The organism is Rhizobium anhuiense, assembly GCF_003985145.1.
GTDB classification, from domain to species: Bacteria; Pseudomonadota; Alphaproteobacteria; order Rhizobiales; family Rhizobiaceae; genus Rhizobium; species Rhizobium anhuiense.
The window spans coordinates 245,245-266,133 of sequence record NZ_ML133526.1 but is presented as its reverse complement, the minus strand read 5'-3'; the positions used below and the strand labels follow the sequence as shown (position 1 = coordinate 266,133).

Genomic DNA, 20,889 nt, shown 5'->3' with positions numbered 1-20,889 from the left:
GCATCGTCATGCGGCGGAGGCGTCGTGGCTTGCCAGCCGGTCCCTGATCTTCGCTTCCTGTCCTGTTTTCAGTGCCGTGACCCGCGCAGTCGCCTCTTCGAAGGAGGCTGCGGGCGGATAGATCGGCGTTGTTCCCACCTGCCCGGCCCTTTCGCCGATATGTTTTTCGAAAGGCAAGGAACGGTAGAGCGAGGGATCGGCTGATGTATCGAAGAGCGGGCGGTAGCCGAGCGACAGATAAAGGGCGACCGCCTCCGGCTGGCGGAAGCCGGTCGAAAGATAGGATCTGGTGTAACCAAGCCGGGCGGCACTTTCCTCGAGCGCCAGAACGATGGCGCGGGCCAGGCCCTGACGCCTGAGATGCGGATGCGTCCAGATCCGCTTCATTTCGGCCGTCTCATCGTCATGGCTCATGAAGGCGCCGCCGGCAACGGTTTGACCATCCCGCTGCAGCAGCAGGAAATCTCCGAGCGGATGGGAAAACAGCGAAACGGGATAACGGAAGATTTCCGCCCGCGCCCCACCGGGGCGGCTCGCGGCTCCGTATCTCCCGTCATATTCGCTGACCAGCCCATCGATCAGGGGCTGGGCAGCAGGGTCCAGCAATGACGACCGGACAACTATATCAGTCATGAACACGCCTCCGATGAAGGTCTGCTCGCTTCCGGATGCGGCTTCAGAAAAATGGCCTGAAGGTCGTCCGACGCGCGCCTAACATCGTCAGCATGCCTGATCGAAGGATCGGTTTGCACGGCATGATTGTTGCGTTTGCCGCCGAATATTAAAAGATCATTGCTCGATTTGATAGATCACTAAAAATATAGATTACATGTTTTAATCGACCCGTCGGGTCGGGAGCAGATATGTCATACGCCCTCAGCTTTCTCGATAAAAGTCCGATCCATGGCCCGGAACGGGCAGCGGCGGCGCTGCAGCGTAGCCTGGACCTGGCCAAAAGGGCCGAGGAGCTGGGCTATCGGCGGTTCTGGGTGGCCGAGCATCATAACTCGCCCAGCCTTGCGAGCTCGTCGCCCGAGGTGTTGATCTCCTTCCTGCTGGCCCGCACGAGCCGCATCCGCATCGGTTCCGGCGGCGTCATGCTCCAGCATTACAGTGCCTACAAGGTCGCGGAAAATTTCAACCTGCTTGCCGCTCTCGCGCCGGGCCGGGTCGACCTCGGCGTCGGCAAGGCGCCCGGTGGCCTGCCTCTGTCGACACGCGCCCTGCAGCAGGCCTACGACCTCGACCGCAAACCGTCCTTCCCAGAACAACTGACCGAACTGGACGGTTTCTTGCGCCACGGAGATGCCGGCCAATCGCAGACTGAAAGTCCTGTCGCCTTTCCGGTGCCGGACCAGCCGCCCGGCCGCTTTCTGCTCGGCGCAAGTGCGGATAGCGCAACGCTGGCGGCTCGCCTTGGATGGGGCTTCGTCTATGCAGCCCATATCCATGGTGATGCGAGCGCGATTACCGAAGCATTGGCGGCTTACCGAAACGCCGGCGGCACATCGGTCCTGTTGGCCGTCAGCGTCATCATCGCGGAAACGAATGCGGCTGCCGAAAGCATCGGCGGCGAGACGCGCCGGTTCCGGGTCGAGGTCGAAGGCGGCCAGGCGGTGAATGTCGGCAGCGAGGACCAGGCGCGTGAATATGTGCGCCAGTCGGGCAAGACGCAATACCAGATCGAGGAGCGAAGCCCGCGGCTCATTCGCGGCACGCCGTCGAGCGTCCATGATGAGCTGCAGCAGCTGCACAAGACCTATGGCATCGACGAATTCATCATCGACTGCCCGCTCTCGGATGGCGCGCAGCGCCTGAAAACGATCGAACTCCTGGCCGGCGGGCGCGCAGCCATCGCCGCCTGACCATCGGACAACAAATCGGGGGCCATCACCGTGGTAACAAGACGAGATTTTCTAGCCGGCACCGGCATCGCGGCACTCTCCCTGACGGCGGGATTGCGGCCTTCCACGACAGAGGCCAAGGATCTGCCGGCGAGCGGCGGCTCGCTGAGCTGGGGTGTGGAAACGGAACCGAGCACGCTCAATCCGCACCTGAACGGCCAGGCGAAGGCGAAGCTGATCCTGCGAAATGCCTATGAAACATTGCTGGCCCGCACGCCGGATGGCGGTTACGTGCCGTGGCTGGCGAAGAGCTATTCGGTCTCCGAGGATGGCAAGACCTACACCTTCACCCTTCGCGACGACGTGACCTTCAGCGACGGCGAAAAGCTCGATGCGGCCGCCGTGGCCCTCAATTTCACCAAGCTGAAAGAGCCGACCTATTCCGGCAGCATCAGTGCCGGTCATGTTTCGCATGTCTTGGAAGCGGTTGCAGTCGATTCCCACACGGTGGTGCTGCAGCTTAACGACGTCTATTCGCCCTTCCTCGACGGCGCCGCCGGCATAGAGATCCTGTCGCCGAAATCATTTTCATCCTCGCAGCTGAAGTCGGGCGGCCCTGATATCGCAGGCACCGGCCCCTTCATTCTCGATCGCTATATCAAGGGCCAGGAAATCCGCTTCAAGAGGAATCCTGCCTATAATTGGGCTCCTGATAACGCGGCCCATCAGGGACCTGCTTATCTCGACGAGGTGATCTACCGTTTCCTGTCGGAGTCGGCTGTGCGAACGGGCGCGCTGACCTCCGGACAGGTGCATGTCATCGAAGGCATAGCCGGCAATGACGCCGCCTTGTTCAAGGACAATCCGGATTTCACCTATCAAAGCGCCATCAATACCGGAACGCCCTACACGCTCTTCCTGAACGTGACGGTCGGCCCGACCACCGACGTCAGAGTGCGCAAGGCGGTGTTGGCGGCTGTCGACGTGGAGCGGGTGATCGCCTCGGTCTATCGCGGCGAGCGCAAGCGTGCCTGGGGCATTCTCACGCCCGCCGACACGGATTTCTACGACAAGAGCATCGAGGGCCGTTACGGCTTCGATACTGGGCTCGCCAACAGCCTTCTCGACGAGGCAGGCTGGACCGCAAGGGACGCCGACGGTTTCCGCACGAAGGACGGCAAGCGCCTGACCATCGAGATCGTGCAGTCCCAGGCGACGCTGCGCGACCAGCGCGACATCCTGCTCCAGGCCGTCCAGGCACAGGCCCGCCAGAACGCAGGCATCGATCTTGCCCTGCAATATGTCGATGCCGGGACCTATACGAACCGTCAGAAGGATGGACAGTACGGCATCATCCCCAATTCGACCACGACGCAGGAAAACGGCGTCACCATTTATTTCCACTATCTGCCGCGCGCCAAGGGCGGATCGATCAATTACAGCCGAACCGAAGCGCCTGAAATTTCCGCCTGGCTAGCTGAAGCGGCTTCGACGCTCGATGCCAAGAAGCGCTTCGAGATCTACGCGCAACTGCAGCGCTTTGCGCTGCTCGATCAAGCGCTCGGCCTGCCGCTCTATGTGCCTGATGATCAGATCGCCGCCTCCATCGCGGTGAAGGGCGTCGGCTTCCGGCCGTTCAAGCGGCTTCCTGAAAATGCATACGACATCTGGCTGCAGCAGGCGGCATGAGCCGACCTGCGTCAGCTTTCAAAAGGGAGACGAAATTCGAAATGCTTATCCGCAGACAGTTCCTGACCGTGACCGCAGCCGTGCTTGCGGCCTCCATGCTGCCGGCTCTTTCCATTGCTGAGGACGCCAAACCTGTCAGCGGCGGCAAGCTGACATGGGGCGTCGAAACGGAGCCCGCCACGCTCAACCCGCAACTGAACGGCCAGGACAAGACCAAGCTTCTGCTGCGCAACGCCTATGAATCCCTGCTCGCCCGAACGGCCGAGGGTGGATATGTCCCGTGGCTGGCAACCGAGTACAAGATTTCCGAGGACGGCAAGACCTACACGTTCAAGCTGCGCAATGACGTCACCTTCACCGACGGCCAGAAACTGAACGCTGAAGCCGTCGTGACGAATTTCACCAAGCTCAAGGACGCGGCCTATTCCGGCAGTGTCAGCGCCGGTCCGGTCTCGCGCATCGCGGAAGTGAAGGCCGTCGGCGACGATACCGTCTCCTTCACGCTCAGCCAAGTCTATGCTCCTTTCCTCGACTATGTCGCCAGCCTGGAAATCCTGTCTCCTTCCGCTTTCGCCTCTTCGCAGCTGAAGTCCGGAGGACCTGAAATCGCTGGCACCGGACCCTTCATCCTGAAGCGTTACGCCAAGGGCCAGGAAATCCAGTTCGCCAAAAACCCCTCCTATAACTGGGCGCCGAAAGTTGCCGCTCATCAGGGGCCGGCCTATCTCGACGAAGTGACCTATCGTTTCCTGCCGGAATCCTCGGTGCGGGCCGGAGCGCTCACCTCAGGCCAGGTGGACGTGATCGAAGGCATCTCCGGCAATGATGCGGCGCTGTTCAAGGAAAATGCCGATTTCAGCTATCAGACCGCATTGAACACCGGCACGCCCTATTCGCTCTTCCTCAACGTCACCTGGGGGCCGACCCAGGATATCAACGTGCGAAAAGCGCTGGTCGCGTCCATCGATGTGGATGCCGTGCTGAAAGCCGTCTATCGCGGCGAGCGCACGCGGGCCTGGGGCATCACCTCCCCGATCGATCCGCAGTTCTACGACAAGAGCATCGAAAAGGTTTACGGCGCCGATCCGAAGCTCGCCAACCGGCTCCTGGACGAAGCAGGCTGGACAGCCCGCGATGCGGACGGTTTCCGCACGAAGGACGGCAAGCGGCTGACCATCGAGGTGGTCCAGGCCCAGGCCACCGTGCGCGACCAGCGTGACGTGCTGCTGCAGGCGCTGCAGGCACAGGCGCGTCAGAACGCGGGCATCGATCTCGCCATCGTCTTCGTGGATGCGGGCACCTATACGGACCGGCGCAAAACCGGTCAGTTTGGCTCGATCGCCAATTCCAACACCCCGACCGATGCCATCGACATCGAATATCACTACCTGCCGCTGGATAAGGGCGGCACCATCAATTACAGCCGCGCGGCCGCGCCTGAGCTGGCGCAGTGGCTAAACGAAGCCGCCTCGACCCTCGATAACAAGAAGCGCTTCGAACTCTATGCCGGCCTGCAGCGCTTCGCCATTCTCGACCAGGCCTATGCCCTGCCGCTGTACGAGCCCGAGGATCAGGTCGCGGCAGCCGATTATGTGAAGGGCATCACCTTCCGCGCCTTCAAGCAGCTGCCTGAAAGCGCCTACGACATCTGGCGCAGCGAATAAATCAGTCCCGTCAACGCAACCCTGCGGCCGTGGCCGCAGGGTCAATGCAGGAGCGACAGACAATGACTGCCGATAACACGACCGTCCTGGGCGAAGCGCCTGCCGCCTTTTTCGCGCGGCGACGCCGGCTGAAGCGCAACAGCCTGAGGTCGCAGATCCTGGCCCGGCTCGGCTCCGGTATCCTGGTTCTGTGGGCGGCCGTCAGCCTGAGCTTCATCAGTCTTCAGCTCGCCCCCGGCGATATTGTCAGCCTTCTGATCGGCGAACAGCTGCGAACGCCTGATGTGGAAGCCGCCATCCGCGCCGAGTGGGGTCTGGATGAGCCGCTGCTGACGCAATATTTCTCCTATCTCTCGCGCATCCTGCACGGCGATTTCGGACGCTCCTACATCCTGCAGACCGACGTTTCCGGCCTGGTCCTGTCGCAGATGCTGCCGACCTTGAAACTGACGGCGGCCGCCCTCGTGGTTGCGGTGGTATTTGCGGTCGCGAGCGCCGTCCTGACCGCCGGTAAGCGCCTGCCTCGCAGCATCGCCGGCGGGATCGAACTCATTCTGATCTCCACGCCAACCTTCTGGCTCGGGATCCTGCTGCTGTTCATCTTCTCCTTCACGCTGAAGCTCTTTCCCGTCTCCGGCGACCGGGATCTTTCCGCACTGGTGCTGCCGGCCCTGTCGCTCGGCCTCTCTCTCGGCGCCGTCATCGGCCAGGTCCTGCGTGAGGGGCTGGAGCGGGCGTTGGAAGAGCCGTTCGCTCTGACCGTTCGCAGCTGGGGTGCCGGCGACCTCGTGCTGCGGCTGCGGCACGGCCTGCGGCACGCCGCTTTACCCGCCGTCACGCTGACGGGCTGGCTGATCGGCAACCTGCTGTCCGGCGCCGTCATCACCGAGGCGGTGTTCGGCCGGCCGGGCCTTGGGCGGATCACGGTCAACGCCGTTCTGGCGCACGACCTGCCGGTCGTGCTGGCGGTCGCCGTGCTTTCCGCATTCATCTACGTCGTGCTGAGCACGCTGGTCGATGTTCTCTATCTGCTGCTCGACCCTCGCCTGCGCGATGACGCCAGGGAGACAGGCCGATGAGTGTTTCCTCCACAGTGCCGGAGCAAGAGAGAGGCCGAACCGTCCGCCTGCTCCGCGCAGCCTTGTCCCGACCAGGCGTCGTCCTATCCTCGCTTTTCTTGTTGCTGGTAGCGGTTGCAACCGTCTGGCCGCATATCCTGACCGCGGCCGATCCGATCGCCGCCGATCCCTTGCAGGCGCAGCTGCCGCCTTCCATCGACCATTGGTTCGGCACCGATCATCTCGGCAGGGATGTCTTTTCCCGTGTCGTGCATGGCGCCCGTTATTCCATTCTGATCGGGGTGAGCGCGGTTGCCATCGCCGCCGTCATCGGCTCTCTGCTCGGCCTTCTCTCGGGCCTTGCCCGCGGTCTCGTCGACGAGGCGATTTCGCGCTTCCTGGACGTCGTTTCCTCGTTTCCGGATCTGCTGCTCGCGCTGGTGCTGATCTCTTTCACCGGTCCGGGCACCGTCAACCTGATCTTCGCGCTCGGCGTGGCATCGGTGCCCCGTTTCGCAAGGGTGGTGCGCGCCCAGACCTTCGTGATCGCCAAAAGCGGCTATGTCGAACAGGCCAAAACATTCGGGCTGACGCCGCGCGTATTGGTCATCCGCCATGTCCTGCCGCATGCGATAGCCCAGGTTCCCATTCTGGCGACGATCGGCCTCGGCACGACGATCATCCAGGCCGCCGGCCTGAGTTTTCTGGGTATGGGGCCGCAGCCTCCGGCACCGGAATGGGGTGCAATGCTGGCCGAAGCCCGCAATTATCTTCGCGTCGCCTGGTGGATCGGGGTGTGGCCCGGTCTTGCCATCACGCTGACGGTCATTTCCATCAGCGTTCTCGGAAAACGCTGGCAATTGGCCTTCGAAGGCAGGAGGCAGTCGTGACATCAGTCGTTCACATCAACAATCTCACCATCGGCTTTCCCCAGAACGAAGGCGCCAATGCCGTCGTCCATGGCATCGACCTGACCATCAACAAGGGCGAGACCGTTGCGCTGGTGGGAGAATCCGGTTCCGGTAAATCCGTGACGGCCCGTTCGCTCATCGGGCTTTCCGGCGTCGGCGCCACTGTGCGTGCCGACCGGTTCGACATCGATGGTGAAAGCGTCCTCAATTTCGGTGAAAGGGACTGGCGACGCCTGCGTGGCGAAAAGATCGGCTTCGTTCTTCAGGATGCGCTGGTGTCGCTCGATCCGCTCCGGCGGATTTCCCAACAATTGTCGGATGCCTTCGGCAGGCGCGGCCTTTTCGTGCGCCCGGATGTCGGCCGGGACAGCCACGCGCTGTTGCGCTCGGTCGGTATTCCCGATCCGGAACGGCGCTTGCTGCAATATCCGCATCAATTGTCCGGCGGGCTGCGCCAGCGCGCGCTCATCGCCACGGCGATTGCCAGGCAGCCGTCGCTGCTGATTGCCGATGAGCCGACAACGGCGCTCGACACCACCGTCCAAAAGCAAATCCTCGATCTCCTGGCCGAACGCCGGAAGGCCGGGCACACGCTGCTGCTGATCAGCCACGATCTCGCTGTCGTCTCACGCCTGGCCGACCGCGTGCTGGTGATGCAGAATGGCAGGATCGTCGAGGAGGGACCGCCGGGCCGGATCCTCAGCCGTCCGGAACACCCCTACACGAGACAATTGCTCGATGCGGTGCCGTCGGCCGGATCGCGGGGCTATCGTCTGTCTTCTCCAAGCGAGCCTGATTCCCAGCAACAGACTGTGTGTGTGCCTGCGGCACCAGTCGAGCGGTTACGCGTTCCGCTGCCGGCTAAACATATCGACCAGCAGAACCGCGTCCTGTCGTCCCATAATCTCTTCAAGCGTTATGGAGGGGTCGGAGGCGCATTCGCCGTCAACGACGTGTCGTTCGACCTTGCCGCCGGCGAGGCGCTGGGGATCGTCGGCGAATCCGGCTCCGGCAAGACCACCGTTGCGAAAATAGTCCTCGGCCTGGTCGAGCCGGACGACGGCACGGTGTTCATCGATGGCGAGCAGTGGAGCAATATTCCGGAGGCCCGACGCCGCTTGCGGCGCGCCAGCATGCAATTGATCGCCCAGGATGCCTTGAGTTCCTTCGACCCGCGTTACACGGTCGAAAAGATCGTCGGCGAGAGCCTCGACTCCGTCGGTATCTTTGGCGCGTCCCGCCGCGAGCGCGTGCGCGAAGTGCTGGATGCCGTGCGCCTGGGTTCGGCCTATCTCCACCGTCATCCGCGGGAGCTTTCCGGCGGCCAGCGCCAGCGGGTGGCAATCGCCCGCGCCTTCGCGCCGCGGCCGCGGCTTCTGGTGGCGGACGAGCCGGTCAGCGCTCTCGACGTTTCGGTGCAGGCACAGGTTCTCGATCTGCTTGCCGAACTCCAGGCCGCCTCCGGTACGGCGCTTCTCTTCATCTCGCATGATCTCGGCGTCATCAATCATCTCACCGACCGGGTGCTGGTGATGAAGGATGGCCGGATCGTCGAGGCGGGCGGCGTCGAGCACGTCTTTTCCGCGCCGCAGCACAGCTATACCCGCGCCCTCCTGGATGCGGTCCCGGTGCTGGCCTGAGCGGCGCTTGCCAGAACGTCCGGCAAGCGCTTGCCGGAGAGATGAATTCAATCTGCGAGAAATCCGTCATGACCCCTACCCGCAAACGTCGCCTGAAGACCCTGACCGGCGCCAGCAGCGTCATCTTCGCATCGAATGACGCCACGCCTTCGGCCGGTGCAAAGCGTGCCGTCGAGCTCGCCCGCAAAGCCGAGGCCGAGAAGATCACGGGCCTGTTCACCGCCGATCTCTTGCATATCGACCCAGCCGGCCTTGCCGGCACGGCCGGCATCCAGGAGCCGATCATCGCGCTTGCGGCGCTCAGCCAGGCGACATCTGAGATCGGCCTGATCGCCACCGTCTCGACCACCTTCCATCACCCTTACAATCTGGCGCGCCAGATCGGCACGCTGGATCACGCCAGCGGCGGCCGCACCGGTTGGAACGCGGTGACGTCCTCCGTCGGCGAAGAGAATTTCGGAGAGACGCTGCCGAGCCCGGAAGAACGTTACGAGCGCGCTGCCGAATTCATCGAGATCGTCAATGCGCTCTATGATGCCAATGAACGGGACGCAGCCCAGCGCAAGGGTTCCGGAGCCATCGGCATCGACCCGGCCAAGTTCCACCGCATCGACTATCGCGGCAAGCATTTCAGCGTCGCCGGCCCGTTGAACGTGCCGCCCTTGCCGCAGCGCCGCCCCGTCCAGTTTCAGGCCGGTCAATCCGAAGCCGGGGTGACGGTGGGCGCGCGCTATGCAGAGGTCGTCTATACCTCGCAGCCCAAGCTCGAGGACGCCATTGCCTTCGCGACCGATCTGCGCCGCCGCGCGGCGAGTTTCGGTCGTGGAAACAATCTGCCCTTCATCATGAATTCCTTCCACTCGGTGATCGGCGAGTCCGACGCCGACGTGGCGCGGCGGCTCAAGGAAAAACACGAGCGCATCGACTATGAGCAGGGCCGCCTGAAGCTTGCCGACATGCTGGGCGGCGATCTCGACTTGTCCGGTCTGCCGCTGGACAGGCCATTGCCGGAAACATTGCTGCCTGACGTGACCAGCATCAACCGCCGGCGCGGGAGGGTGGAGATCTTCCGCCGCTATGCGCGCCAGGGACTGACGCTGCGCGAACTGATCATTCAGGCGCAGGAGACCGGCCACTGGTCGGTTGCCGGCACGCCGGAGCAGCTGGCGGATGCGATCGAAGAGCGCGTCCAGTCAGGCGTTCTCGATGTCCTGTCACTGCACGGCTTCGGCAACCCCGACCAGGAGGACCTGCTGGTGAACGGTCTGCTGCCCGAACTCCGCCGCCGCCAACTGATCGACACCGATTATGTCGGAGAGGATTTCCGCTCCAATCTGGAGCTGCCGCCGCTTGCGTCGCCGACGGTCGTCGAGGCATCGCGAACGGCCTGACGGCAAGCCGGCCTCAGCTTGGGGAGCAGATACATTTCACACGTCGCCAAAGCCTTTGGCGACGTGCCGCCCTTTGGCCACGTCACCAATCCAGCTGTTGAGCAACGACGCAGCCGCATGGCTCTGCAAGACGATCTGAGGCACTAGATCGATATCCGGAAGGCTGCCCAGGCCGAGCGGCCCCATCGCAAACAGCCCGTGTAACGCATTCGCCTTGGTCCGCCCGCATTCGTCTACGACGATGCCGATCTCGAGTTCGTCCCGCGTTGCAAGGCCTGCAACGATAAGCGAACGAACAAGCGGGCTATCGGTCCCGGACGGCCGGAAGCGGCAGTCTATCGTCAGATCTGCGGGAAGGACCTCGAGCCCGGCCGGCGCCGAAAACAGCACGCCATTCGTGGCGATGCAATTCACTTTTCCTTTCCTCACGGCGATCGCGCCGCTGGCGATCGCATGGTGCAGGCGCTGATAGTGCTCCGGCGGCAAGCGGTTGCGATGGCTGTCGTAAATGGCCTTCACGTGGCGTTTGAACCGCGCCCGCTCTTGTGGCGTCAATCCCGCCCAGAGATCGCGCGCACGTGAACGAAAGCCGTTCATAATGCCTTGCCATCCCGAACCTTCCAGATCGGCTTTGCTGGCGGCCTCACGCAGGAAACGAAAGGCGCCGCGCAGCGTCCCCGGCATGGGTTGGTCGGTGACAACAGCTCCGACGGCGGCGGGAGCATGCGACTGAGGCAGGAAGCCCGATTCCGAGATCAACGTGACATGGGAAATCTTGGCGTCCGCCAGCAGTCCGAGCGCCCTGTCGACCGCGTGGATGCCGCCGCCGATCACGACGGCGCTTTGCGCTCCACCGGCAGGCCCCACGTCCGAATTTTCCCGCATGCCGTAACCGGTCGCGAGAAACACGGCATCAAAGCGGCTTCGCTGCTCTGCTCCAAGACAAACGGAATACCCCCCGTCCAGGTGCCTGTCGATCGCCGTGACCGCATCCGAGCCAAATTGGACGATGACATCGGGCCGATGCGTCAGGGCTTCGGAAAAGCGTTTATACACATAGGTGCTGAAAATATCTCCAGGCACAAAGGCGTGTTCGAGACCTGCAGGATCCGAGCTCAGATGATCGCGCCACGTGTCGTCCGTTTCCAGCCATCGGCGAAAATCGTCCGGCAGCTCGGGGTCGACGGAAAGGTCGCGAACGCGGCTGGTCAACACCGTCGACCCGGGCTGACTGATGCCCTCGCCGATATCGATCTTTGCGCGTGGGTCGAACATCACCAGATGGAAGGGCCGATCAACTCTTTTGAAAAGAGCAATTGCGGTCATGATCCCCGTAAAGCCTCGGCCGACAATCGCAATCCTTGCAAGTTGGTCGGCATCCCTGCTCTCCGAATTCGAAGAACGTGACGAGAGAAGAGTCATTCATCGGCTCCTTCTGCGTTGGATCGCTCGGCTCCGTATCCATCAGAACCGACCGGTCGCATAATTCTCTACTAAAACCATAGAAATTTATATCCGGAACGCAAGCACTATTCGACTTCAAGTGATGACGGCTTGGCATTGGCGTCTGGCGAGCCTCGGCTTCCTTGCTGCTGCTCGCTTCAGCCTTCCGGAGCACTGGTGACGGGTGATGCGACGACTTGGAAATAATTTCCCGGTTCTTGCGAAAAAAGAGAGGAATTTTAGAGCGGCTGCGAAGATCCGCGTAATTATAGACCATCTATCGGGGGCCGGATTCACCTAACCTCATGCCGGACGTCGCGACGTTCGCCTGTAGAAGGAAGGTGCTATGACGGTTCCACTGGTCAGCTTGAGCAATCTGTCGACCGAGCCCTCCCCCTCGCCTCAGGTTGCCGCCATATGGGAGGCTCTTTGTGCGGAGGCCGTCAATGCTTCGGCTAGGGATGCAGCACTGACGCGCGCCATGAATTCCGCAGTGCTTTATCACGCGAGTTTCGCCCAGGCGCTGGCCCAGCGGGTCGCGATCAAGCTGGCCAATCACGACCTCGACCATGACGAGCTGCTGGCGGTGATTGCGCAGGCGTTCATCGGCAATCGCAATATTGTCGCCGATGCCGCGGCGGACCTGACGGCAATCAAGGAGCGTGATCCGTCGAACACGGAAATCCTGACGCCATTCCTGTATTTTAAAGGTTTTGTGGCCTTGCAGGGCCAACGCGTCGCCCACTGGCTCTGGCACCATGATCGCCTGCATCTGGCGCGACACATCCAGAGCCGCATCTCCGAAGTTTTCGGCGTCGACATTCATCCGGCCGCAAAGATGGGCAGGAGCATCATGCTCGATCACGGGAGCGGCCTGGTCATCGGCGAGACGGCGGTCGTTGAAGACGATGTATCGATCCTCCAGAACGTCACATTGGGAGGGACGGGCAAGGAGACCGGCGACCGGCATCCGAAGGTGCGGCGCGGCGCATTGATTGGAGCGGGAGCCAAGATCCTCGGCAACATCGAAATCGGCGTTGGCGCCAAGGTGGGTGCAGGCAGCGTGGTCGTCAATGCTGTTGCCGACTACACATCGGTCGCCGGCATTCCGGCAAAGCAGGTGGGCAGGCGCCATTTCAACCTGCCGGGTATTACGATGGACCAAACCTTGTCCGAACCGGAGTATATGATCTAGAGCAATTCCAGGAAAAGTGCGAAGCGGTTTTCCGTCCGGAATTGTGTAAAAACAAAAAGTTAGAGCGCTTCTGTGTTTCCGTGAAAAGCTGAAGCGCTCTAAGGGCGCGGTGCGAGGTATAGGCTGTCCCGGATCGAGCATCGATATGCGCGGCGGTCCGAAAGGGATTCGACGTGAGATAATGAAGGCGGAGGTCCCAAAGGGCATCGGCCGTCATTGTCTCCCCTGCCCCGGATTGACTGATAAATAAATGCGCGAGGCGGCCATCAACCGCATTTGCCTGCCCGGCCAGTTCGACGGTGGCGCATAAATGTCCAGCATCTCTGCAGTTCACTGAAAATATGATTAATTGATCGCCATAATGAACTTAATAAGGCGATTGCTTCCGCTACAACGGAATGGGCTCGAATACCTCTCTCACTGCCGGTAAGGGATCAAATATCGATAGTGATGGACCTAGAGCCGCAAAGACGTAAAACAGAACAGATCAGAGCCATGTCCGGAGATTTGCCTATGCCCAGTGCAATGTTCACGGCCGACGACCTTGCGGTGATCCGCCGCGCTTATGCCCATCAGGTGGCGGCAACTGCCGCGACGACGAACCCGCGGATCGAAGCTGCCTTTGCCGCTGTGCCACGCGAAAAATTCCTCGGTGCTCCGCCATGGCAGATCGCCAATCTGGGTGGCGGATATCGCCCCCTCCCCTCCTCCGATTTGGTTCTGGCCTATCAAGATGTGCTATTCGCCCTGCAGCCCGACAAGGGCGTCAACAACGGCAGTCCCTCACTGCATGCCCGGCTCCTGAGCCAACTGGACGTAAAGGTCGGTGATCGTATCGCCCATATCGGTGCCGGCACCGGTTATTATAGCGCCATCCTCGCGGAGCTGGTCGGTGCTGCCGGTCATGTCTATGCCGTCGAGATGGACGCCGATCTGGCCGGCCACGCTCAAACCGCGCTTGCCGACCGAGCCAATGTCACCGTCATCATCGCCGACGGCACTCAATGGCCGCAGCAAGAGGTGGATGCGATCTATGTGAATTTCGCCGTCGCGCGTCCTGCGGCATCCTGGATCGAAGGGCTGCGGCCTGGAGGGCGCCTGGTGCTGCCGCTTGGCGTGCCGCGCCAGGGCCGACCGTCGAATGGCGGCCGTCACGCATCCCACGGCGCCGCGCTTCGCATCGAGCGCGGCGAGAATGGATTTGCGGCGCGGTGGATCAGCACGGCTTATTTCGTCTGCGCCGAGGGCGGGTTGGCGATCGACGAGAACGAAATCGAAGCGCTGACGGCCGCCTTCAAGCGCGGGGGTATTGAGTTCATCAAAAGCCTGCTGTGGAAGGCGGACCCGCGGATTGGACGCTGCTGGTATATCGGCGACCAATGGGCGCTTTGTTACGACGACGTTTGAAACATCCGTCCCGCACGGGTCGACTGCTCCATCTTCGTGAGAAATGGGAGCGACGCAGCACACCGTCGTGCCAAAGAGATAAACGCCCTCGATGCCGCCCTGCCCTTTGGCGGCGCAATCAGCCGGTCACACTTCTGGCCGGCAATGGTATCGCCACACCCAAACACTCTGCCTAGGACGGCATGGGTGATGACAAAGCTTGGAGTGCCGACGTCTGACTCACCCTCCCTAAGCTGAGTGCAGGCGCGTCACGGTCTCCCCTGCCCTGGCGCCGGAATGCTTGCCGGTGAGATTTTACTGCCGGTGCCTTTGAGATTGGCCAAGTGCGCCGAGGTGTCCGAGCCACGGCCGTGTCCGCGGAGGACGAAGCGGGATTGCTCTGGTCCGTATGGATCTGGATACGGCGCGTCCACGGACGAGCTGCTGGCCGATCCGAGCGCGCGCGGTCTCGCCGAGGCATTCGAGGCTCCTCTGGGAAGGCGGCGTTCAGATGCCAGTGAAGATCAGCAGGCGACGGGTACTAAGTCGCTTCCGCCGGCTTCACCGGTTCACGGCCTATCGCTTGAGGAGCGTCCACAAGAATGGAGAAATTGGGAAGCGTTGCTGACTCGCCGGCGACGGAAGGCGGCCAAAACGACAAAAGCCCGGCGCGGGAGAGATGCGCCGGGCTTCGATTGTGACCGACAGCCGGGGAGGAGAGATGCTGTCCGTCGGACCGAAGCTGCTCGGAGGGGTTAAGCGCTTCAGTCCGTCACGAGGTAGTGCCGCAATGCGGCAAATTCAAGCCTGGCGGTTGCGCCGCTCTTTATGTGGATCACGCTGCGGACGAAGGCGGTCGGGCAGGTGCAGCTTTTCTCGCAGGTGATGGGGCTGGCATGGTGTTGTCCGCGGACAACCAGCCGAGGTGCGATGCCGGAGGAAGGGCTGCGCTTCGCTGCGAGACGACGGAGGTCGGCTCGGTCCGGGGTGAAGCGATCGGTGAGAGCATCAGTGATCGCATTGCTGCGCCTCAAGCGCCGGGGTGCGCGAAGGTGAGGGCGGCTCGGTGGTCGACGACGACGATCCTCTCTTGGTCTGTCTTGGTTGGGCCTTTCGCTCGGTCGAGCGCGTGACCTTACGCATCGCCGTCCAGCTGATGGGTGCATTGATCGAATATTCGACAAGCGGTCGCCAAACTGACCACCTTACACTGGTCATTTGCGGCAGGGACCGGCCCATCGGCTTCCACCGCATGCGGATGCTGCCGCTGTCATCAAGCCACTTTCGCTTCGGCCTTGTTAATTGGTCCAGTGGCTTCCCACCGCGCGGTGGATGAGTTCGTTTCCGCCTCGTCGCTGAGCCAGCCGACGATCATCCGTGGAAGCCTTCGGCGAGAAAAATCACTACGCCGGCAACTGCGCGGCTTTTCGAATGGGCCGCATTCCGTCCCTTGTGGAACGAGCGGGCAGATCTGCCGGCTGGTCCGATCTTTACCAAATTCTTTGCGCACATTCACGAAGCTGTTCGACAAGGCGCCGCTCTGCGATGGCTGGCGGCGCCGCCACGGCGGTCATGGTGCTGCGCGTCCAGGATGCCGGCTGGCAAGGTGACATCAGGGGTATCTCGTCGGTCGCGCCATCAATTGCTGTGGGGCCGTTCGCGCAAATGATCTGATTGGAATCACGTTGATCATCCCGTTGTCCGCGGACAACGGGGTCCATCAGGCAGTTGTCCGGGCGCAGGGATTGCCGTCCCGCCATTGAGGCTGCCGTCTCGGTGTGATGCGGTCCAGCGGCGCAGCTGTCATCTGCAGTCGGGTCCTTATGTGATTGAGTGGAAGGATTGCGGGGCAGGGGATCGGCAGTTCGCGGATGAGACCTTCGTTAGCGCACATGAAGCTGCGGTGACGTTCAGCGATTTGCCCGCGGTGGCGAGCCGAATGCATGTGTGAAACGGCAGCCCCCGGTTCATTCTCGTGGGATAGGCATATGTGGCGCTAAGGCCGCGCCGCCATGGCAGATGGAGCAGCGCCCGACAGTGGTGCGCGTATTGATGGGGAAGTCCCTTGCTCTCAGGCAGTCTGGGGAAGACCTGCGTCAATCCTGGCCACTATACCTCGAGATGATCCTGCGCCGTGCGAAGGGGGTGCCCACGGGCGCCTGATACTGAACTGCCGGAGCAGCGCCGCCGGCGACAGTCGGGGCGCCGATGGCTGAATGAGGCCAGGCTGCGAACTGCTCGCCATCCTGAGTGGGCAGCTGGCTTCGCCTTCTTGCTGCGCAGATGCTTGCGTGTTCGTCGATCGCTGGGCGTATTCTGTCAATTGCCGACAATCTGGTACGCGACAACGAGGCCTTCAAGATCGTGTCCGTGAGCAGGCAGCGTCTCGGTCTCGACGACGCTTGGTCGTGAGCTGTGCCGGGGGAAAGCAATCGGTCGTGGATGCTCTGACCCGATATTTGTCGGGTGAAAACGCAAGCGGCTATTGCAGGCCATCGTCGCCGGCGCTATTCTTTTGCCAGGCTTGTGATCAACGCTTCATCTGCGGATGCCGGTCGCCGAAAGGTGCCGGAATCGGGATGTTGGGGAGTGGATTTTGGAACCAAATTGCGCTCCGGATGTGAGCCGAGCGCCAATCTATGGCCTCGTGGCCGCCAAGAAACCCTAGTTGGCAGCCCTTTCGGACAGGCAGCCGGCAACGCGGTAACGAAACCAAAGTCCGATTTTGCTTCCGTAGTCTTATGTGATTGAAGCGATATCAATGACTTATGGCTTTCCGAATTGCTCCCGCTTTCGTGTCCATTCCCCTGCAGCCTGACCCGCCTGGGAACAGACTGACGTCGCCCCCGCATCAAATGTCCGTAGGAAAGCAACGGCTTGCATCCTTTAGCGGCGGCCTGCGTTATGTCAGCACCAGACCGGAGAACATCCTCATGTCCGATGTGCTTCACCTCAAGAGGCTCTCCATTGCCGCGACAGTGATGGCCGCGGGGATCGGCGCGCTTGTCTTGATGCAGGCAAAAGAGCGCAGTTCGGTCGCCCCGTCTGCGAATACCGGCCACCGGGGTGACGATCATGGCCGCAGTGCCAGTGTGCCCGAGGCCATTCCTCTCAGCGGTCTGCGCGACGTGTTCTGGCGTGTCTTCCACGAAGTCCTCGCCGACCGAGTGACGTTGATTGCGGCGGGCGTGACCTTTTATCTGTTGCTGGCGCTGTTTCCAGCCATGGCGGCCTTGGTCTCTCTTTACGGGCTGGTTGCCGATCCGATCACCATATCCGAACACCTTCGCGAATTGGCCGCGCTTTTGCCGCCCGGCGCGTTCGATCTTCTTGCCGACCAGATCAAGGAACTGGTCAACCGGCGCGACGCCACGCTCGGCATGACCTTCTTCGTCGGTCTCGGCATCGCCCTGTGGAGCACGCATAGCGGCACGCTGGCGATCTGAGACGCGATGAACGTCGCCTATGAGGAGGAGGAGAAGCGGGGGCTTGTCCGGTTGAACCTGATAGGTCTCTGCTTCACCTTGTGCGCGATGCTTTTGATGGTGGTCATGGTGGCGCTCGTCGGGGTCATGCCGGTGGTCCTCTCCTATCTCTGGCTCGATCAATTCAAGGAGCATATGGCTCTTCTCATGCGATGGCCGCTGCTTCTGCTGGTCGTCGCGGTGGCGGTCACATCAGTCTACCGCTTCGGCCCCAGCCGCGAGCCTGCCACGCTCCGGTGGATGACGTGGGGCGCGGTTCTGACCACGGTCGCCTGGGCTGCCATGTCCCTCGGTTTCTCCTTCTATCTGGATCATTTTGCCAATTACAACGCGACATACGGCACGCTCGGCGCGCTGATCGGCTTCCTCATCTGGATCTGGCTTTCCGTCGTCATTCTTATCGTCGGAGGGGAGCTTAACGCCGAACTGGAGCATCAGACCGCAAAGGACACGACGACGGGCACGCCGCTGCCGATGGGAGCGCGTGGCGCCTATGTCGCGGACACTCTGGGCGAGACCATGAGCTGACCGCGATGATTGCTCCTCTCATATAGTTTTGATGTATTCTGCCGTTTCTGCAGTCCCGAAACAGGAGACGATGATGACCGCCCCGCATCCTTCCAAAACCCATATCGGCAATCATGCCTTGCATCCCGAAACACAGATGCTGAACTACGGCTACGATCCGGAACTCTCGGAAGGGGCAGTCAAGCCGCCGGTGTTCCTCACCTCCACCTTCGTGTTCAATACCGCGGAGGATGGCCGCGACTTCTTCGATTATGTGTCGGGCCGCCGCGAGCCGCCCGAGGGGAAAGGGGCCGGCCTCGTCTACTCGCGTTTCAACCATCCGAACAGCGAGATCGTCGAGGACAGGCTTGCCGTCTACGAACGGACGGAAAGCGGCGTGCTGTTTTCATCCGGCATGGCGGCGATCGCCACCACTCTGCTTGCCTTCGTCCGGCCCGGCGATGCGATCTTGCATTCGCAACCGCTCTATGGGGGAACGGAAACATTGCTGGCGAAGACCTTCCTCAACCTCGGCACCGCCGCCGTTGGATTTGCCGACGGCGTCAGCGAAGGATCGGTGCAGAAGGCGGCGGAAGAGGCGATGGGCAAAGGCCGCGTCTCCGTCATCCTGATCGAGACGCCTGCCAATCCGACCAACAGCCTGGTCGATGTCGCGATGATCCGGCGGGTGGCCGACATGATCGGTGCAAGACAGGGCCATATGCCGATCATCGTCTGCGACAATACCCTGCTCGGACCGGTCTTCCAGCGGCCGATCGAGCACGGCGCCGATATCTCGCTCTATTCGCTGACCAAATATGTCGGCGGTCATTCCGATCTGATCGCCGGCGCCGTTCTTGGTCGCAAGGCAGTGATCAAGCAGATCAAGGCTCTGCGCGGCGCGATCGGCACGCAGCTCGATCCACATTCCTGCTGGATGCTCGGCCGTTCGCTGGAGACGCTGCAGCTGCGCATGGAGCGGGCAAACAACAACGCGCGGGCCGTTGCCGATTTTCTGCGTGATCACCCGAAGGTTGAGAAGGTCCACTACCTGCCCTACCACGATCCGGAATCGCCGGCCGGCCGGACCTTCAGGGCGCAATGCACCGGCGCCGGCTCCACCTTCTCTTTCGATATTCGCGGCGGTCAGCCCGCTTCGTTCAAATTCCTGAACGCGCTGCAGATCTTCAAGCTCGCGGTCAGCCTCGGCGGCACGGAATCGCTTGCGAGCCATCCGGCCGCCATGACGCATTCCGGTGTGCCTGCCGATGTCCGCCAGCGCATCGGTGTGTTGGAATCGACGATCCGCCTGTCGATCGGCATCGAACATCCGGATGATCTGATTGCCGACCTGGAACTGGCGCTGCAGGCGGCCTGAGACACGGCGAGGAAGTGATGCCCGGCGCCGCCGGGCATCACGCATGGCGTCACTTGTCGTCGATCGTCAGCTCCGTCTCGTCGGTGTTCAGCACGAAGACCGCAAGCAGGCGCGCCGGCTTTGTCTTGCTGGCGTTTTTGCTGACGCTGTGATGATCGCCGGGAAATTCGGGAAAGCTTTCGCCGGCCTTGTAGACTTTTTCCGGCCCGTCATTCACCTTGCTGGTGATCGCTCCTTCGAGAACGGTGGCATAGATGAAGGCCGAAGCCGGATGCGTATGGCCGGGCGAGGAGCCGCCTGGCCCATATTCGACAAGCACCGCCCGCACGCTCTTGCCGGGAACATTGGGGAGCTTCTGGTCGTAAACGACGCTTACCTTCGCGTCGCCGCCTGCCGCGTGAGCCTGAGTGCCTGTGGTAAGGACAACGGCGAGCGCCGCCGCCGAGATCATTTTGGTGAGCATGTCTGGTCTCCTACGTTGATGGGAATGGGTCGGACGCCCGGTATCAGGCGCTCTTTTTCTGGGCCGGCTGACGGCTGAGCCAGTCGTCGAAGCGGATCCGGCCGAGCCGCGCCTTGGGGCCGGTCACGAGCGAATTGTCCTCGAGCTCCACGCCGAAGTAGCGGGCGTGCGGATCGGCGATCACCTGGCGCGGATCGTTCGTCGCCTTGAACAGACGCGTTACGATGTCGGTAAGGCGGATTTTCTCCGGCCCGCCGATTTCGATCGTGCCGTTGACAGGCGGGGCGAGCGCCACCTCGGCCATGACGTCGGCGACGTCGTCAGAGGCGATCGGCTGCAGATAGGCCGGCGACAGATGCGCCGCCTGGCCGACGGTGTTCGACTGAGCGATGCCAGCCATGAATTCATGGAACTGTGTGGAGTGCACGATGGTGTAGGGTAGCCCGGAGCTCTTGATCAGCTCTTCCTGGGCCATCTTGGCGCGCATATAGCCGCTGCCCTGCAGCCGTTCCATGCCGACGATCGACAGAGCGATGTGATGCTTCACGCCGGCAGCAGCCCCCGCCTTGAGCAGGTTGCGGCCCGAGGTCTGGAAGAATTCCAGAACGGCCTTGTCCTCGAAGGAGGGTGAATTTGCGAGATCGAGCACCACCTGTGCGCCTGCGAGCGCTTCCGTCAGGCCTTTGCCGGTGATCGTGTCGACGCCCGAATTCGGCGAAGCCGCCAACACCTCGTGCCCTTTGTTGCGCAATCTTTCCACGGTCTTCGAGCCGATCAGGCCGGTGCCGCCGATAACGACGATTTTCATGGGTAGTCTCCTTGTCCTTGGTGAGGA

At 61.9% G+C, this 20,889-nt stretch carries 16 protein-coding genes and 1 pseudogene; 13 read left to right on the top strand and 4 right to left on the bottom strand.

What is annotated here, in order from left to right; translation table 11 throughout:
- Positions 1-6 precede the first annotated feature (6 nt).
- On the bottom strand, positions 7-633 hold the full coding sequence (locus EEQ99_RS18115) for a GNAT family N-acetyltransferase (protein WP_127430859.1): 627 nt from the start codon (positions 631-633) through the stop codon (positions 7-9).
- A 230-nt stretch (positions 634-863) separates the two neighbouring features.
- Here EEQ99_RS18115 and EEQ99_RS18110 point away from each other — a divergent pair, with 230 nt between their 5' ends.
- The 7 genes from EEQ99_RS18110 to EEQ99_RS18080 all read left to right on the top strand — a co-directional run bounded on the left by EEQ99_RS18110 (position 864) and on the right by EEQ99_RS18080 (position 10,197).
- Positions 864-1,865, top strand: coding sequence for an LLM class flavin-dependent oxidoreductase (locus EEQ99_RS18110; protein ID WP_127430858.1), 1,002 nt, complete (start codon positions 864-866; stop codon positions 1,863-1,865).
- A 30-nt stretch (positions 1,866-1,895) separates the two neighbouring features.
- Positions 1,896-3,533, top strand: coding sequence for an ABC transporter substrate-binding protein (locus EEQ99_RS18105; RefSeq protein ID WP_127430857.1), 1,638 nt, complete (start codon positions 1,896-1,898; stop codon positions 3,531-3,533).
- A 41-nt stretch (positions 3,534-3,574) separates the two neighbouring features.
- Entirely contained in the window at positions 3,575-5,197 is a 1,623-nt protein-coding gene (locus EEQ99_RS18100; RefSeq protein ID WP_127430856.1) for an ABC transporter substrate-binding protein, read from the top strand.
- A gap of 62 nt (positions 5,198-5,259) precedes the next feature.
- Positions 5,260-6,276 (top strand): ABC transporter permease, encoded by a 1,017-nt coding sequence (locus EEQ99_RS18095; RefSeq protein ID WP_127430855.1) that lies wholly within the window; start codon positions 5,260-5,262, stop codon positions 6,274-6,276.
- Positions 6,273-7,145 carry an ABC transporter permease gene (locus tag EEQ99_RS34910; RefSeq protein ID WP_127430854.1) on the top strand — a complete coding sequence of 291 codons (873 nt, stop codon included), beginning with the start codon at positions 6,273-6,275 and terminating at the stop codon, positions 7,143-7,145. Before EEQ99_RS18095 ends, EEQ99_RS34910 begins: the two co-directional genes overlap by 4 nt.
- Complete coding sequence (locus tag EEQ99_RS18085; RefSeq protein WP_210212242.1) at positions 7,142-8,806, top strand: dipeptide ABC transporter ATP-binding protein; 1,665 nt, start codon at positions 7,142-7,144, stop codon at positions 8,804-8,806. Before EEQ99_RS34910 ends, EEQ99_RS18085 begins: the two co-directional genes overlap by 4 nt.
- 68 nt (positions 8,807-8,874) lie before the next feature.
- Positions 8,875-10,197, top strand: a complete 1,323-nt coding sequence (locus tag EEQ99_RS18080; protein ID WP_127430852.1) for an NtaA/DmoA family FMN-dependent monooxygenase — start codon at positions 8,875-8,877, stop codon at positions 10,195-10,197.
- A gap of 36 nt (positions 10,198-10,233) precedes the next feature.
- Here EEQ99_RS18080 and EEQ99_RS18075 read toward each other — a convergent pair whose 3' ends face one another.
- Positions 10,234-11,619 carry an FAD/NAD(P)-binding protein gene (locus EEQ99_RS18075; protein ID WP_127430851.1) on the bottom strand — a complete coding sequence of 462 codons (1,386 nt, stop codon included), beginning with the start codon at positions 11,617-11,619 and terminating at the stop codon, positions 10,234-10,236.
- A gap of 367 nt (positions 11,620-11,986) precedes the next feature.
- Between EEQ99_RS18075 and cysE the strand changes: the two genes are divergently transcribed.
- The 6 genes and pseudogenes from cysE to EEQ99_RS18045 all read left to right on the top strand — a co-directional run bounded on the left by cysE (position 11,987) and on the right by EEQ99_RS18045 (position 19,591).
- Positions 11,987-12,835 carry a serine O-acetyltransferase gene (gene cysE, locus EEQ99_RS18070; protein WP_127430850.1) on the top strand — a complete coding sequence of 283 codons (849 nt, stop codon included), beginning with the start codon at positions 11,987-11,989 and terminating at the stop codon, positions 12,833-12,835.
- 495 nt (positions 12,836-13,330) lie between these two features.
- A complete protein-coding gene (locus tag EEQ99_RS18065) occupies positions 13,331-14,242 on the top strand; it encodes a protein-L-isoaspartate O-methyltransferase family protein (RefSeq protein WP_127430849.1) in 912 nt (303 codons plus the stop codon).
- A 1,045-nt stretch (positions 14,243-15,287) separates the two neighbouring features.
- Positions 15,288-15,557, top strand: a complete 270-nt coding sequence (locus EEQ99_RS18060; protein WP_125853677.1) for a hypothetical protein — start codon at positions 15,288-15,290, stop codon at positions 15,555-15,557.
- Between the two features lie 41 nt (positions 15,558-15,598).
- Positions 15,599-15,895: a hypothetical protein gene (locus EEQ99_RS18055; RefSeq protein ID WP_125853679.1), complete on the top strand. Its 297-nt coding sequence runs from the start codon at positions 15,599-15,601 to the stop codon at positions 15,893-15,895.
- A gap of 1,259 nt (positions 15,896-17,154) precedes the next feature.
- Positions 17,155-18,234, top strand: a pseudogene (locus EEQ99_RS18050) (YihY/virulence factor BrkB family protein).
- A 73-nt stretch (positions 18,235-18,307) separates the two neighbouring features.
- Positions 18,308-19,591, top strand: a complete 1,284-nt coding sequence (locus EEQ99_RS18045; protein ID WP_047616636.1) for a cystathionine gamma-synthase family protein — start codon at positions 18,308-18,310, stop codon at positions 19,589-19,591.
- 49 nt (positions 19,592-19,640) lie between these two features.
- Here the strand turns inward: EEQ99_RS18045 and EEQ99_RS18040 are convergent, their stop codons facing one another.
- Both EEQ99_RS18040 and EEQ99_RS18035 read right to left on the bottom strand, forming a co-directional pair.
- Positions 19,641-20,054, bottom strand: a complete 414-nt coding sequence (locus tag EEQ99_RS18040; protein WP_063474020.1) for a cupin domain-containing protein — start codon at positions 20,052-20,054, stop codon at positions 19,641-19,643.
- A gap of 43 nt (positions 20,055-20,097) precedes the next feature.
- Positions 20,098-20,862 carry an SDR family oxidoreductase gene (locus EEQ99_RS18035; protein WP_063474021.1) on the bottom strand — a complete coding sequence of 255 codons (765 nt, stop codon included), beginning with the start codon at positions 20,860-20,862 and terminating at the stop codon, positions 20,098-20,100.
- Positions 20,863-20,889 lie beyond the last annotated feature (27 nt).